The organism is Cellulosimicrobium sp. KWT-B (assembly GCF_002127155.1).
Lineage (GTDB): Bacteria > Actinomycetota > Actinomycetes > Actinomycetales > Cellulomonadaceae > Cellulosimicrobium > Cellulosimicrobium funkei.
The window spans coordinates 228383-242222 of sequence record NZ_NEDO01000006.1 but is presented as its reverse complement, the minus strand read 5'-3'; the positions used below and the strand labels follow the sequence as shown (position 1 = coordinate 242222).

Here is a 13840-nt window from a genome sequence, read left to right as displayed (position 1 = left end):
AGGTGTTGCAGCAGGTGATGTTCGACGTGCCGTCGCGTGATGACGTGGAGCGGGTCGTGATCACGCGTGAGGTCGTGCTGGACAACGTCAATCCCACGATCGTGCCGCGCACCACGACCGCGCGCGCCCGCACTCCGCGCGAGAAGTCCGCCTGACACCGACGACCGCCGACCAGGCGATGTAGCTCGGCCGAGCAGGTGGTCCTGGTCCGTCCGGTCGCCCGGACGCACCAGGACCACCTGCTCAGCCCGTGCTGCGGGGCAGGGGTGGGGGCCGGGGCCCCGGGCCCCGGGCCCCGGGGCCGGGGGTGGGGCTTCAGGCGTCGGCGCCGACCTTCGAGCCGTAGAGCGTGTCGATCGTGTCGGCGAAGTCGTCGATGACCAGGCGGCGCTTCACCTTGAGCGACGGCGTGAGGTAGCCGTTCTGCTCGGTGAAGTCCGTCGTGAGCACGGTGATCTTGCGGATCGACTCGGCCCGGGAGACGGCCTCGTTGGCGTGCGCGACGGCGCGGTCGAGCGCGGCGAGCACGTCGGCGTCGTGCGCGGCCGTCTCGACGTCCATCGGACGCAGGCCGTGCGTCGCGAGCCAGCCCGGCAGCATCTCGGCGTCGAGCGTGACGAGGGCGCCGATGAAGGGGCGCTGGTCGCCCACGACGACGACCTGGCTCACGAGCGGGTGCGCGCGCAGCCGGTCCTCGAGCACGGCCGGCGCGACGTTCTTGCCGCCGGCGGTCACGATGATCTCCTTCTTGCGGCCCGTGATGCGCAGGTAGCCGTCGTCGTCGAACGCGCCGAGGTCGCCGGTGCGGAACCAGCCGTCCTGGAGCGCCTCGGCGGTGAGGTCGGGCTGGTTGCGGTAGCCGCGGAAGATGTGGTCGCCCTTGACCAGGAGCTCGCCGTCCGCGTCGATGCGCAGCGACGTGCCGGGGAACGCGGGCCCGACCGTCCCGATCTTCGTCAGGCCGGGCAGGTTCACGGCCGTGGGGGCCGTGGTCTCGGTGAGGCCGTAGCCCTCGAGGATGCGCAGCCCGACCCCGCGGTAGAAGTGGCCCAGCCGCTCGCCGAGCGGCGCGCCGCCGGAGATGGAGTAGGTGAGCCGGCCGCCCATCGCGGCGCGCAGCGTCGAGTAGACGAGCCGGTCCGCGACGGCGTGCTGGAGGCGCAGCCCGAGCGCGGGGCCGCCCGGGGCGTCGAGTGCCCGGGACCAGGTGATGGCGACCTTGGCCGCCCAGTGGAAGATCTTGCGCTTGGCCCCGGTCCCGCTCTTCTGCTCGGCGGTGTTGTAGACCTTCTCGAACACGCGCGGCACGGCGAGCAGGAACGTCGGGTGGAACGAGCCGAGGTCCGCGACGAGGTTCTTCGTGTCCCAGGAGTGCGCGAGGACCGCGTTCGACGCGACGACGACGACCTGGATGAACCGGGCGAACACGTGCGCGAGCGGCAGGAACAGCAGGGTGCGTGCGCCGTCGGCGTCGAGGATCTCGGCGAGGCCGGCCCGGCCGTTGAGCGCGAGGTGCACGAAGTTGCGGTGCGTGAGCTCGACGCCCTTGGGGCGCCCCGTCGACCCGGACGTGTAGATGACCGTCGCGAGGTCGTCGACGCGCTGCGCGGCCCGACGGCGCTCGACGTCCGCGGCCGGGACGTCGGCCCCGGCGGCGCGCAGGGCGTCGACGGCGCCGTCCTCGACGACGAGGACGTCCTCCAGACCGGGCAGGCGGTCGCGCACGGTCGCGACCTCGGCCGCGTGGGCGGCCGTCTCGACGACGGCGAGCCGGACGCCCGCGTCCGACAGGATCCAGTGCACCTGCTCGGCGGACGACGTCTCGTAGACGGGGACGGGCACGGCACCCACGGCCCAGGCGGCGAAGTCGAGGAGGGTCCACTCGTAGCGGGTGCGCGACATGATCGCGACGTGGTCGCCGGGCTCGATGCCGCGCGCGAGGAGGCCGCGGGCGACCGCGACGACGTCGTCCTCGAACTCCTGCGCGGTGACGCGCTCCCACGGACCGTCGGCGGTGGTGCGGCGCTCGACGAGCGTCGCCCGGGGGGCGCGCGCGACACGGTCGGTGAGGAGGGTGCTGATGGTCGCCGTGGGGGAGACCTCGACGAGGCTCGGCGACGTGTGTTCCGTCATGAAACTCTCCGCTGAGTGGGACGGTAGGGAGGGACGGCGAGCCACTTTACTCCGTACTCCGAGTATCGAGTTCCTCGACGCCCGACGGGCACCCCTAGGATCGGTGGGTGACGAACGACCCCGGGCAGCCCGCCGTCCCCGACGAGATCCTCCGCCTGCGCGACAGCATCGACAACATCGACGCGGCGCTCATGCACCTGCTCGCGGAGCGGTTCAAGTTCACGCGCCGCGTGGGAGAGCTCAAGGCGCAGGGCGGGCTCCCGCCCGCCGACCCGGACCGGGACCGCCAGCAGATCGCCCGGCTCACGGGCATCGCGAGCTCCGCCGGTCTCGATCCGGAGTTCGCCGAGCAGTTCCGCGCGTTCATCGTCCACGAGGTCATCCGCCACCACGAGCGCATCGCCGCCGAGCACGCGGCCGCGGGCGAGGGGACCCCGGTCCTCGACACCTACTCCTGACGGCCCGGGAGCGGCCCGGGCGACGGCCCGGAGGCCGGCGCGAGGCGTCTCCCGGCCCCGACGCGCGGTGGCGACCCCCGTCGATCTGACGGACCCTGGTGGGGACCCAGGGCGGGCCCCCGGCGTCGGCACCGCCGCGTCGGGCGGCCCTCCCGCCACGCCGACGGACGTCATGAGGTGTTCGCATGAAGATCGATTGGCTCAAGCCCCTCCTCGGCCATCCTGGCCCCTTCGCGACGGTGTACATCGACGCGACGCGCGCCAACGAGGCCGGGGACCGCGAGGTCGAGAACCGCTGGAAGGGAGTGCGGCGCCAGCTGCACCAGGAGGGCGCGCCGGACGCGGTCCTCGACGACCTCGAGGAGGTGGTGCTGCGGCCGACGCGGGTCGGGGGCACCCACGGGCGCGTGCTGATCGCCGACGACACGGGCGTGCTCGTCGACCGGGTCGTCAAGGACCCGCCGGCGCTCACGAAGGGCTCCTGGGGGCCCGTGCCCGCGCTGCTGCAGGCGGCCCGCGCGGCGGACGAGTCGGTCGACTACGTGCGCGTCGTCGTCGACCGACAGGGCGCGGACCTCACGTGGTCCGTCGCGGGCGGCCACCTGCCCTACTCGGAGCCGGAGACGGTCGAGGGCGGCCACGACGTCATCAACAAGGTCCGCACGGGCGGGCTCTCGCACAAGCGCATCGAGTCCCGCGCGGAGGACTCCTGGGAGCGCAACGCCGAGGCGGTCGCCGCGGAGCTGGAGCGCCAGGCGGCCGAGTACCGGCCGGAGCTCGTGCTGCTCACCGGTGACGTGCGTGCCGTGCCGCTCGTGCGGGGCGCGCTCGGGCACGCGATCTCCGAGCTCGTGGTCGAGGTCCCGGGCGGCGGCCGGGGCGCGGGCATCAACGAGGCCTCGTTCGAGGCGAACGTGGCCGACGCGCTCGACAGCTACCGGGAGCGTCGCCGCGAGAAGGTCCTCGCGGAGTTCCGCCAGGAGCAGGGCCGTGAGTCCGGCGCGGTGACGTCCGTGGAGGACGTCGTCGCGGTGCTCGCGCGCGGCCAGGTCAAGGAGCTCGTGCTGGCCGACGAGTACGGGCAGGACGGCGCGCTCGACGGCCGCTCGCTGTGGATCGGGCCCAGCCCGCTGCACATCGCCGCGACCCGCGAGGAGATCGAGTCCCTCGGCGTGACCGACGGCCTGGAGAAGCTGCCCGCCACGGTCGCGCTCGTGCGGGCCGCCGTCGGCCAGGACGCCGGGCTGACGTTCGCGCCCGAGGGCAGCGTCGAGCTCATCGAGGGCGTGGGCGCCACGCTCCGCTGGGCGGACGAGGGGACGCCGCGCGAGGTCGCGGCGACGATGTCCGGCGACGACTCGCGGCTGCGCGGCGAGATCATCTAGGCCTGCCGCCACCGACGACGCCCTCCCCGGCCGCGGCCGGGGAGGGCGTCGTCGTGCTGTCGTCGTGCGGGGTCAGCCCTTCTTGCGGGCCTCGGGCTCGCCGAGCTCGGAGGAGACGACGACGATCCCGCCCTGGACGGCCGGGTCGCCCTGGCCCTCGGCCGCCGCGACGAGGTCGAGCGTGCCGGTGACGCGCCCGCCGTTGCGGACGTCGACGACGGACGCCTCGACGCCGGGGAGCGACGCCGCCGGGACCGCGACCTGCGCCGCGAGGATCGGGGTGCGCATCGACACCTTCGCCTCGGACTTGATCTTGCGCAGCGCCGCGAGCGCGTGGCCCGCGGCGGTGAGGACGGCCGGGTCGGCGTCGCCGGCGGCCGCGCGCGCGACGTCGGGCGTGGGCCACGGCGCGCGGTGGATCGAGCCCTCCGAGGCGCGCCACCAGGACCACACCTCCTCCGTCGCGAACGGCACGAACGGGGCGAACAGGCGCAGGAGCGTGTCGAGCGCGATCGCGAGCGCGACGCGCGCGGACCGGGTCTCGGGGGAGACGTCGGAGGCCGCGGCGCCGGCGCCGTACGCGCGGTCCTTGACGAGCTCGAGGTAGTCGTCGCAGAACGTCCAGAAGAACGTCTCGGTGACCTCGAGCGCGCGCGTGTGGTCGTACGCCTCGAACGCCTCGGTCGCCTTCTGGACGACGGTCGCGAGGCCCGCGAGCATCGCGCGGTCGAGCGTCTCGGTGACGAGCGCCGGGTCGAGGACGATCTCGCCCGTCCCGGTCTCGGCGTCGACCCCGAACGACAGCGCGAACTTCGACGCGTTGAGGATCTTGATCGCGAGGCGACGGCCGATCTTCATCTGCCCGACCTCGAACGCCGCGTCCGTGCCGAGGCGGGCCGACGCGGCCCAGTACCGCACGGCGTCCGACCCGTGCTCCTCGAGCAGGCCCATGGGCGTGACGACGTTGCCCTTGGACTTCGACATCTTCTTGCGGTCGGGGTCGAGGATCCAGCCGGAGATCGCGGCGTTCTTCCACGGCAGCGAGCCGAACTCGAGGTGCGAGCGCACGACCGTGGAGAAGAGCCACGTACGGATGATGTCCTGGCCCTGCGGGCGCAGGTCCATGGGGAAGACGCGCTCGAACAGGTCGGGGTCGACCTCCCAGCCGCCCGCGATCTGCGGCGTGAGCGACGACGTCGCCCACGTGTCCATGATGTCGTTCTCGCCGACGAACCCGCCCGGCACGCCGCGCTGGTCCTCGGTGTACCCGGCCGGCACGTCGGACGACGGGTCGACGGGCAGCGCGTCCTCGGACGGCACGATCGGGTGGTCGTGGTCGATCTCGCCCGACTCGAGCACGGGGTACCACAGCGGGATCGCGACGCCGAAGAAGCGCTGGCGCGAGATGAGCCAGTCGCCGTTGAGGCCGCCGACCCAGTTCTCGTAGCGCACGCGCATGAAGTCGGGGTGGAACGCGAGCTCCTTGCCGCGGTTCAGCAGCTCCTGGCGCAGGTCGCGCGTCGTGCCGTCGGCCGTCGTCCAGTCGCGGCCGCCGTTGCGGATGTACCACTGGCGCGACGTGACGATCTCGAGGGGCTTGTCGCCCTTCTCGAAGAAGTTCGCCTTGCGCTGGGTCGGCACGGGCTCGCCGTCGAGGTCGCCCGCGTCGCGCAGCGCGTCGACGACGACCTGGCGCGCGGAGAACGTCGTCTTGCCCGCGAGCTCGGCGAACACGCCCTGGCCGGCGTGCGACGTGATCCAGTCCGGCGTCTCGCGCGTGATCCGGCCGTCGCGCGTGATGATCGAGCGCGTCGGGAGCTGCAGCTCGCGCCACCACTGCACGTCGGTCAGGTCGCCGAACGTGCAGCACATCGCGATGCCCGCGCCCTTGTCGCGCTCGGCGGCCGGGTGGGCGAGGACGGGCAGCTCGACGTCGAACAGCGGCGAGCGCACCGAGGTGCCGAACAGGTGCTGGTACCGCTCGTCGTCAGGGTGCGCGACGAGCGCGACGCACGCGGCGAGCAGCTCGGGGCGCGTGGTCTCGATGTAGACCGGTGCGCCGTCGTCGGGCGTGCCCGGCGCGACCCGGTGGAACGCGACCTTGTGGAAGTGGCCCGGGTAGTCGCGCGCCTCGAGCTCGGCCTGCGCGACGGCGGTCTGGAACGTCACGTCCCACAGCCCGGGGGCCTCGGCCTGGTACGCCTCGCCGCGCGCGAGGTTGCGCAGGAACGCGCGCTGCGCCGCGGTGCGGGACCGTGCGTCGATCGTCTGGTAGTGCTGCGCCCAGTCGACCGAGAGCCCGAGCCGGCGCCACAGCGCCTCGAACTGCTTCTCGTCCTCGGCCGTGAGCCGCTCGCACAGCTCGATGAAGTTGCGGCGGCTCACCGGCACCTGGTCGGCGGCCTTGACGGACTTGCCCTCGCCGCCCTCGTGCGGGGGCTCGAAGCCCTCGACGTAGGGGAGCGTGGGGTCGCAGCGGACGCCGTAGTAGTTCTGGACGCGCCGCTCGGTGGGCAGGCCGTTGTCGTCCCAGCCCATGGGGTAGAACACCTCGAGGCCGCGCATGCGCTGGAACCGCGCGACGACGTCGGTGTGCGTGTAGGAGAACACGTGGCCCACGTGCAGCGAGCCCGAGACGGTCGGCGGCGGGGTGTCGATGGAGAAGACCTGCTCGCGGGTCTTCGAGCGGTCGAACGCGTACGTCCCCTGCTCGGCCCAGCGCGCGTCGTAGGTGTCCTCGAGCCCGTCGAGGCTCACCCGGTCGGGTACTCCCGCGACCACCGCGCGGACGACGTCACCGGCTACGTGCCCGGCGGAGGAGGTCGTTGCTGCAGCGGGTTCGGCCGCGCCCGTCGGCGCGTTCGTCGGGAAGTCGCTCATGGTCGCCCATTCTCCCAGATCCCGGGGCCGTGCCGGACGCCGTCTCGGCGTCCGGCGGGCGTCGCCGCGGCCGTGCGCGGCGTGCGGACCGAGACGGGTCGAAGGTCCCTGGGTCGAATGGTCATCGAGTCGTAATCTGCACGCAAAGCGACAGGTGCTCGTGGGCGCACCTCGACCCGATCCCCGCGCCGACCCCTGGAGCACCCATGACCGCCACGACCACCGACCGCACGCGTGCCGACGGGGCGATCCCGCCCGGCGTCGTCCTGCCGCCCGCCCTCGCCGCCGCCCTCGCGGCGTGCCCGCGCCTCGTCGTCCCGGCGTCGCGCGAGGAGCTCTACCGCCTCGCGCTCGGGCCCGACGGCGGCCCGCGGTTCGCCGTCGAGTACGACGCCGGGGGCGAGCGCGTCGTCGAGGCGGAGGTCGTGCGGTGCCGCAACGGGATCGCGGTGAACTACCCCGAGGACTACATGCGCCGCCGGGACCCGGACTGCATGCGGATCGCCGACGACCTGCCGACCGACAAGCCGCGCTACCGGGACGTCTTCGGTGCGGAGTTCGGCCCGGTCAAGGACGAGACGCTCGCGTGGCTCGCGGCGCAGGAGCTCGTCGTCGTGCCGTTCCGCGCCGGCGGGCGCACGCACGGTTACCCGTCGCTCGCCGTCTGCCCCGTCAACGCGGCGTTCTTCGCGCTCGCCCTCGTCGACCTCCAGGGCTGGGCCACGTTCGACGAGCTCGGCCCGTTCGCGCCGCGCTCGATCCTCTACGTCGCGCCGCCGCTGCGCCACACCCGGTTCGGCGGGCGCCAGGTCGTCGTGCACGAGCGCTCCGAGACGCTCCACGAGGTGTTCGCCTACAACCTCTACCCCGGGCCGAGCGCCAAGAAGGGCGTGTTCTCGGTCCTGCTCGACGTCGGCGAGCGGGAGGGCTGGGTCACCGCGCACGCGTCGTCGGTCCGGGTCACCACGCCGTACGAGAACGAGACCGTGATCATGCACGAGGGCGCCTCGGGCGGCGGCAAGTCGGAGATGTGCCAGGACCTGCGCCGCCAGGAGGACGGCAGGATCCTGCTCGGCACGAACGTCGTCACGCGCGAGCCCTACGTCATCACGCTGGGGGAGACGAGCGCGCTCGCCCCCGTCACCGACGACATGACCCTGTGCCACTCCGCGCTCCAGACCGGCGACGGCCGCCTCGTGGTGACCGACGCCGAGGAGGGCTGGTTCGTGCGCGTCGACAACCTCACCGGGTATGGGCAGGACGCGCACCTCGAGCGCGCGTGCATCCACCCCGACGTGCCGCTCGTGTTCTTCAACATCGACGGCGTCCCCGACGCGACCGTGCTGCCCTGGGAGCACTCGCTCGACGGCGACGGCAGGCGGTGCCCCAACCCGCGCGTCGTGGTGCCGCGGCACCTCCTCACCGACGTCGCCGGGCCGGCCGAGGTCGACGTGCGCACGTTCGGCGCCCGGATGCCGGCCTGCACGCGCGACCACCCCACCTACGGGATCATGGGCATGACCCACGTCGTGCCCGCGGCGCTCGCCTGGATCTGGCGGCTCGTCGCGCCGCGCGGCGACAAGAACCCGTCGATCGGCGAGTCGCGGACGGCGAGGGAGGCGCTCGCCCACGGGGGCATGGTCGCCGAGGGCGTCGGGTCGTACTGGCCGTTCGCGACGGGGACGAAGGTCGCGGCGGCGAACCTCCTGCTGCGCCAGCTCGTGGAGACTCGCCGGACGCGCTACGTGCTCACCCCCAACCAGCACATCGGCGCCTACCGGGTGGACTTCGCTGCCGAGTGGCTCACGCGCGAGTACCTCGCGCGCCGCGGCGGGGGCCGGTTGCGGCCGGACGAGCTCACGCCCGCCCGCTGCCCGCTGTTCGGCTACACGCTCACGGAGATGAAGATCGACGGCCAGCTCGTGCGCCCGACCTTCCTGCGGCCCGAGCTGCAGTCCCAGGTGGGGGTCGAGGCCTACGACGCCGGGGCGCGGATCATCACCGACTTCTTCGCGAGCGAGCTCCGGCAGTTCCTCACCGACGACCTCGACCCGCTGGGTCGGCGGATCATCGAGGTCTGCCTGCGCGGCGGCTCGGTCGAGGAGTACGCGGACCTGACGCCGCTGTACGTCTGACGCGCCCGGTCCGGTCCTCTTCCCGCGAGGACCGGACCGGTGCAGGTCGGGCGGCGGCGACCTCTCGCCCAGGACGGTCCGCGGAGGGTTAAGGTCGGCCCATGGGTCTGACGATCGGCTACGCCGCCATGCTCGAGCAGTTCCACCCGACCGAGGCCGTCGCGCTCTCGGCCTACGCGGAGGAGCACGGCTTCTCCGGGACCATGGCGGCCGACCACTTCCAGCCGTGGGTCCCGGCGCAGGGCGAGTCGTCGTTCGTGTGGAACGTGCTCACGGCGCTCGGCGAGCGGACCCGGGGCGACCTGGGCCCCGGGGTCACCGCGCCGACGTTCCGCTGGCACCCCGCGATGGTCGCCCAGGCGTCGGCGACGCTCGCCGCGATGTACCCCGGCCGGCACTGGCTCGGGCTCGGCTCGGGCGAGGCGCTCAACGAGCACGTCGTCGCGGGCTACTGGCCCGAGGCGCCCGAGCGCATCAACCGCATGTTCGAGGCGATCGACGTCATCAAGAAGCTGTTCCAGTCCGGGCTCGACAACAAGGACGTCAAGCACTCCGGGCAGTTCTACAAGATGGAGTCCACGCGGCTGTGGACCATGCCCGAGGTGGCGCCGGAGATCCTCGTCGCGACCGCCGGTCCGGTGACCGCGAAGCGCGCGGGCCGCCACGCCGACGGCCTCATCACCGTGGGGGCGCCGCTCGAGAAGATCTCCATGCTGTTCGGCAAGTTCGACGACGGCGTGCGCGAGTCCGGCCGCGACCCCGAGGCGATGCCCAAGGTGCTCCAGCTCCACCTCTCCTGGGCCGCGACCGACGAGGAGGCGCTCGCGAACGCGATGACCGAGTGGCCCAACGGCGGGATGAAGTTCCCCAAGGCGGACATCCGCTCACCGCACGACTTCGAGCAGATGGCCAAGCTCGTGCGCCCGGAGGACTTCGAGGGCCGCATGGTGATCTCCGCCGACCCGGACGAGCACCGCGCGTACATCCAGAAGTTCGTCGACCTCGGGTTCGACCGCATCTACCTGCACAACGTCGGCCGCAACCAGCGCGAGTGGATCGAGGTCTTCGGCCGCGAGGTGCTCCCGAAGCTCACGCGATGAGCGAGCACGACGCCGCACCCGGCGGGCCCGACGGCGGCGCAGGCCCCGGCCGGTCCGCGCGCCTCACGGTGTGGGCGCCCGAGGGCCTCGGCGAGGTCCGGCCGGGCGACGACCTCGCGGCGCTCGTGGGCGACCTGCTGGCGGGGGAGGCGCTCGCGGACGGCGACGTCGTCGTCGTGACGAGCAAGATCGTCTCGAAGGCCGAGGGTCGCGTCGTCGCCGCGGTGGACCGCGAGCAGGCGATCACGGACGAGACGGTGCGCGTCGTCGCGACGCGCGAGCGTCCCGGCCAGCCGCCGCTGCGCATCGTCGAGAACCGGCTCGGCCTCGTCATGGCCGCGGCGGGCGTCGACGCGTCGAACACCCCGGAGGGCACGATCCTGCTGCTCCCGCTCGACCCCGACGCCTCCGCGCGGGCGCTGCGCGGCGCGCTCCGCGAGCGGTTCGGCCTCGACCGGCTGGGCGTCGTCGTGACGGACACCTCCGGCCGGGCGTGGCGCGACGGCCTCGTCGACATCGGCGTCGGGGCCGCGGGGGTCGTCGTCGCGGAGGACCTGCGCGGCGGCGTGGACTCCCACGGGCGGCCTCTGTCGGTGACCGTGACCGCCGTCGTCGACGAGGTGGCGGCCGCGAGCGAGCTCGTGCGCGGCAAGGCGGCGGGCCGGCCCGTCGCCGTGGTGCGCGGGCTCGGCCGGTACGTCGGGAGCGAGGACGGTCCGGGCGCCCGCGTGCTCGTGCGCGGCTCGGGCGACGACCTGTTCCGCGAGGGCAGCGCCGAGGCGTACGCCCGCGGGCAGGCCGACGCGCGCCGCGAGCAGGAGGGCGACGCGGCCCGGGAGGCCGCATACGCCGACGGCTACCGCGCCGGGTTCGCCGAGGGGTACCGCGAGGGCTCCGGGAACGAGCCCGTCACGGACTGAGGGGGCGCGCCCGCGGCGGCGAAACCTCTGGCGTGCGCCCCGTCGTCGCCGCTAGCCTGCCCGGATGCTCCCCTCCGACTGGATCGCGCACCGCCGCCCCGACGACCGCGAGCACGTGGGCTGGATCCGCCCCGAGGGCGACGCCTGGGTGGCCGTGTCGCTGCTCGGGCACGAGCTCACCGGCCCGGTCGACTGGCTCGAGGCCGAGGAGGCCCTCGACGCGAGCAGCCTCGCGTGGCTCGCCGACGTCTGGATGCTCGAGCAGGACGACGCGCCGCCGCTGCGGGTCCGGCTCGTCGAGGTCACGCCGGACGGCGTCGTCGTGCAGACGGACGACTTCGGGGCGATCGACGTCCCCGTCGAGCGCTACGACCTCCCGTGGCCGCCGCCGCCCACGCTGCGACCGCGCCGGCCCGACGACCCGGACGGCCGCGTGCTGTCGTCCCGACCCTGACGGCCGTGCGGCTGCGCGCCGCGCGCGGTCAGCCCGCGTCCGTCGTGCCCTCGTAGAGACCGATCTGGTTCCCGTCGGCGTCCTCGAACGCGGCCCACCACGAGGTGGGGCTGATCTGCGACTTCTCCAGCACCACGCGCCCGCCGAGCTCACGGACCTTGGCGAGCGTCTCCTCGATGGAGTCGACCTCGACGTAGCTGCGCGGGCTCGTGAACCCCTCGGAGCGCGGGGCGAGGCCGCCGCCGCTGATCTTGTTCGGGGCCTGCCACATGGGGTAGCCCTCGAAGCCGGGCACCTCCGCGATCTCCCAGCCGAAGAGCTCGCCGTAGAACTGGGTGGCCCTGCCGTTGTCGCTCACCGGGATGTCGATGTGCGTGATGTCTCCGTGCGCCATGGTTCCTCCCCGTGCCGGTGACGGGCGGACACCCGCCGAGCACCAGCCTAGGGACGGCGGTGCCGCGCGCACCAGAGCCCGGGGCGGACCGTGCGACGGGGGTCAGCGCTCGTCCGGCGCGGGGGAGCGCTCGACGGCGGAACCCTCAGGCTCCACCTGAGGGTCGGGCTCGGGGTCCGTGCGCTCCGCCGGGGCGGCGTCGTCCTCGTCCGGCACGGCGTCGGCGGCGGGAGGGGAGCCCGCGCCGCGCGGGTTCTCGGCGGGCCGCGGCGCGTCGTCCCCGGAGAGCCAGCGCAGCCAGCCCGAGCCCGGGTCGGGCTCCAGCACGAGGGCCCGGACGAGCAGCGTGAGCGGGATGGCGAGGATCGCGCCGAGCGGCCCGATGACGAACGTCCAGAAGACGACGGAGACGAAGCTCAACGTGAGGCTGAGGTTCACCGCGTCGGCGACGAACTTCGGCTGGACGAGCACCTGGAGCACGACGTTCACCACGCAGTAGACCGCGACGACGGCGAGCGCGAGCTGCCAGCCCCCGACCACGAACGCCATGACGACGGGCGGCACGAGCCCCAGGACGAAGCCGATGTTCGGGATGAAGTTCGTGACGAACGCGAGGATCGCCCACACGGTCGGGGCCGGGACCGACAGGAGCCACAGGGCCACGCCGTCGATCACGGCGACGACCGCACCGAACGACGCGTTGACCACGAAGTAGCGGCGCACCCCGCCGCTGAACCGCGTCGCCCGGTCGACCGTCGCGGCGCGCTCGGCGCCGAACACCGAGCCGGCGGTGGAGTACCGCGCGGCGTCGGCGGCCATGAAGATCGCGTAGGCGAGCACGAAGAAGAACGCGGTCGCGATGCCCAGGGCCATGCCGGACACGTTGCCCGCGAGGCTGACGACGCGTCCCGGGTCGAGCCACGACGTGGCCGCCTCGGCGATGTCCGTGTCGATGCCGACCGCGGCGAGCTGGTCCACCACGTCGTCGACCGCGCGCACGAGGGCCGGGAGGTACTCGCGGACGAGGTCCACGAACCGGACGCCCGCGAACGCGAGCATCGCGACGAGCGCCGCGAGGATGAGGTACGCGACCGTCACGACGGCGGACGTCGCGGCCCACCGCGGCCAGCCCCGGCGCTCCAGGGGGAAGCGCACGGGGTGGCAGATGATGACGATGACCGCCGCGAGGAACATCGGGGCGAGGACCTCGCGGGCGGCGTGGACCCCGGCGAGGACGACGACGCCCGCGGCGAGGGCCAGGAGCGTGCGCGTGGAGGGAGGGAGCCCCGGGGCGGGAGGCGTCGTCGTGGTCACGCGCCGACGATAGCCGCCGGGGTGCGTCGCGCACCCGGGCGTCCGTGCGCGGCGCGGCAGGTCAGCCCTTCGCGGCCTTGGCCGCCGCCTTCTGGGCCTTCTTGAACGTGCGGACCTCGGCGAGCGACTCGGGGCTCGTGACGTCGGCGATGGACCGACGGGAGCCCTCGTCGCCGTAGTGGCCGGCGGCCTCCCGCCACCCCGCGGGCCGCACGCCGCGCTGCTTGCCGAGGAGCGCGAGGAAGATGCGCGCCTTCTGGTCACCGAACCCGGGCAGCGCCCGCAGGCGCGCGAGCACCTCCGCGCCCGTCGGCTCGCCGTCCGCGCCCGGCGCGGTCCAGATCCGGGTCGCGTCGCCGTCGTACTCGTCGACGACGACGCGGGCGAGCTCCTGCACCCGGCCCGCCATCGAGCGCCCGTAGCGGTGGATCGCGGGCGGCGTCGTGGCGAGCGTGACGAACGCGTCGGGGTCGGTGTCCGCGACGGTGCGCGGGTCGATCGAACCGAGGCGGTCGCGGATCTTGCGCGGCCCGGCGAACGCGTGCTCCATCGGGTACTGCTGGTCGAGCAGCATCCCCACGAGGAGCGCGAAGTTGTCGTCGGTGAGAAGCCGATCTGCCTCTGGGTCCCCTGTGAACCACAACCTGGTTTCCATGGCTTCAGTCTG

11 protein-coding genes and 1 pseudogene are annotated in these 13840 nt (G+C 73.6%); 7 read left to right on the top strand and 5 right to left on the bottom strand.

What is annotated here, in order from left to right; genetic code table 11:
- A pseudogene (locus B9L22_RS19825) lies at window positions 1-155 on the top strand (ATP-dependent Clp protease ATP-binding subunit ClpX); the annotation flags it as partial.
- Window positions 156-315: 160 nt separating this feature from the next.
- Here B9L22_RS19825 and B9L22_RS18005 read toward each other — a convergent pair.
- A complete protein-coding gene (locus tag B9L22_RS18005; RefSeq protein WP_086151372.1) occupies window positions 316-2133 on the bottom strand; it encodes a long-chain fatty acid--CoA ligase in 1818 nt (605 codons plus the stop codon).
- Window positions 2134-2240: 107 nt separating this feature from the next.
- On the opposite strand from B9L22_RS18005, the gene B9L22_RS18000 reads away from it, so the two are divergent.
- Together B9L22_RS18000 and B9L22_RS17995 are read left to right on the top strand one after the other, a co-directional pair.
- Window positions 2241-2591: a chorismate mutase gene (locus tag B9L22_RS18000; RefSeq protein WP_043654759.1), complete on the top strand. Its 351-nt coding sequence runs from the start codon at window positions 2241-2243 to the stop codon at window positions 2589-2591.
- Window positions 2592-2776: 185 nt separating this feature from the next.
- The gene (locus B9L22_RS17995; protein WP_034655925.1) at window positions 2777-3976 is read left to right on the top strand and encodes a Vms1/Ankzf1 family peptidyl-tRNA hydrolase; all 1200 of its coding nucleotides are present in this window, start codon (window positions 2777-2779) and stop codon (window positions 3974-3976) included.
- A 72-nt stretch (window positions 3977-4048) separates the two neighbouring features.
- Here the strand turns inward: B9L22_RS17995 and valS are convergent, their stop codons facing one another.
- A complete protein-coding gene (gene valS, locus B9L22_RS17990) occupies window positions 4049-6856 on the bottom strand; it encodes a valine--tRNA ligase (RefSeq protein ID WP_086151371.1) in 2808 nt (935 codons plus the stop codon).
- Window positions 6857-7062: 206 nt separating this feature from the next.
- Between valS and B9L22_RS17985 the strand changes: the two genes are divergently transcribed.
- From B9L22_RS17985 to B9L22_RS17970, 4 genes are all read left to right on the top strand, one after another.
- Window positions 7063-8991 carry a DUF4914 family protein gene (locus B9L22_RS17985; RefSeq protein WP_086151370.1) on the top strand — a complete coding sequence of 643 codons (1929 nt, stop codon included), beginning with the start codon at window positions 7063-7065 and terminating at the stop codon, window positions 8989-8991.
- A 101-nt stretch (window positions 8992-9092) separates the two neighbouring features.
- Window positions 9093-10091 carry a TIGR03557 family F420-dependent LLM class oxidoreductase gene (locus tag B9L22_RS17980; protein WP_021482522.1) on the top strand — a complete coding sequence of 333 codons (999 nt, stop codon included), beginning with the start codon at window positions 9093-9095 and terminating at the stop codon, window positions 10089-10091.
- Window positions 10088-11011 (top strand): coenzyme F420-0:L-glutamate ligase, encoded by a 924-nt coding sequence (cofE, locus tag B9L22_RS17975; protein WP_086151369.1) that lies wholly within the window; start codon window positions 10088-10090, stop codon window positions 11009-11011. Before B9L22_RS17980 ends, cofE begins: the two co-directional genes overlap by 4 nt.
- A 64-nt stretch (window positions 11012-11075) precedes the next feature.
- Entirely contained in the window at window positions 11076-11465 is a 390-nt protein-coding gene (locus tag B9L22_RS17970) for a hypothetical protein (protein ID WP_043654766.1), read from the top strand.
- A gap of 28 nt (window positions 11466-11493) precedes the next feature.
- On the opposite strand, the gene B9L22_RS17965 is transcribed toward B9L22_RS17970, so the two are convergent.
- From B9L22_RS17965 to B9L22_RS17955, 3 genes are all read right to left on the bottom strand, one after another.
- Window positions 11494-11859, bottom strand: coding sequence for a VOC family protein (locus B9L22_RS17965; protein WP_086151368.1), 366 nt, complete (start codon window positions 11857-11859; stop codon window positions 11494-11496).
- A 102-nt stretch (window positions 11860-11961) separates the two neighbouring features.
- Complete coding sequence (locus tag B9L22_RS17960) at window positions 11962-13173, bottom strand: AI-2E family transporter (protein ID WP_086151367.1); 1212 nt, start codon at window positions 13171-13173, stop codon at window positions 11962-11964.
- Between the two features lie 61 nt (window positions 13174-13234).
- Window positions 13235-13828: an HhH-GPD-type base excision DNA repair protein gene (locus B9L22_RS17955; protein ID WP_086151366.1), complete on the bottom strand. Its 594-nt coding sequence runs from the start codon at window positions 13826-13828 to the stop codon at window positions 13235-13237.
- Window positions 13829-13840 lie beyond the last annotated feature (12 nt).

What these genes read in the sequence shown, in the direction of transcription:
- B9L22_RS17955 (WP_086151366.1), bottom strand. Translation starts at nt 13,828, where the DNA reads ATGGAAACCAGGTTGTGGTTCACAGGGGACCCAGAGGCAGATCGGCTT.
- B9L22_RS17965 (WP_086151368.1), bottom strand. Translation starts at nt 11,859, where the DNA reads ATGGCGCACGGAGACATCACGCACATCGACATCCCGGTGAGCGACAAC.
- cofE (WP_086151369.1), top strand. Translation starts at nt 10,088, where the DNA reads ATGAGCGAGCACGACGCCGCACCCGGCGGGCCCGACGGCGGCGCAGGC.
- B9L22_RS17970 (WP_043654766.1), top strand. Translation starts at nt 11,076, where the DNA reads ATGCTCCCCTCCGACTGGATCGCGCACCGCCGCCCCGACGACCGCGAG.
- B9L22_RS18005 (WP_086151372.1), bottom strand. Translation starts at nt 2,133, where the DNA reads ATGACGGAACACACGTCGCCGAGCCTCGTCGAGGTCTCCCCCACGGCG.
- B9L22_RS17980 (WP_021482522.1), top strand. Translation starts at nt 9,093, where the DNA reads ATGGGTCTGACGATCGGCTACGCCGCCATGCTCGAGCAGTTCCACCCG.
- B9L22_RS17995 (WP_034655925.1), top strand. Translation starts at nt 2,777, where the DNA reads ATGAAGATCGATTGGCTCAAGCCCCTCCTCGGCCATCCTGGCCCCTTC.
- B9L22_RS17985 (WP_086151370.1), top strand. Translation starts at nt 7,063, where the DNA reads ATGACCGCCACGACCACCGACCGCACGCGTGCCGACGGGGCGATCCCG.
- valS (WP_086151371.1), bottom strand. Translation starts at nt 6,856, where the DNA reads ATGAGCGACTTCCCGACGAACGCGCCGACGGGCGCGGCCGAACCCGCT.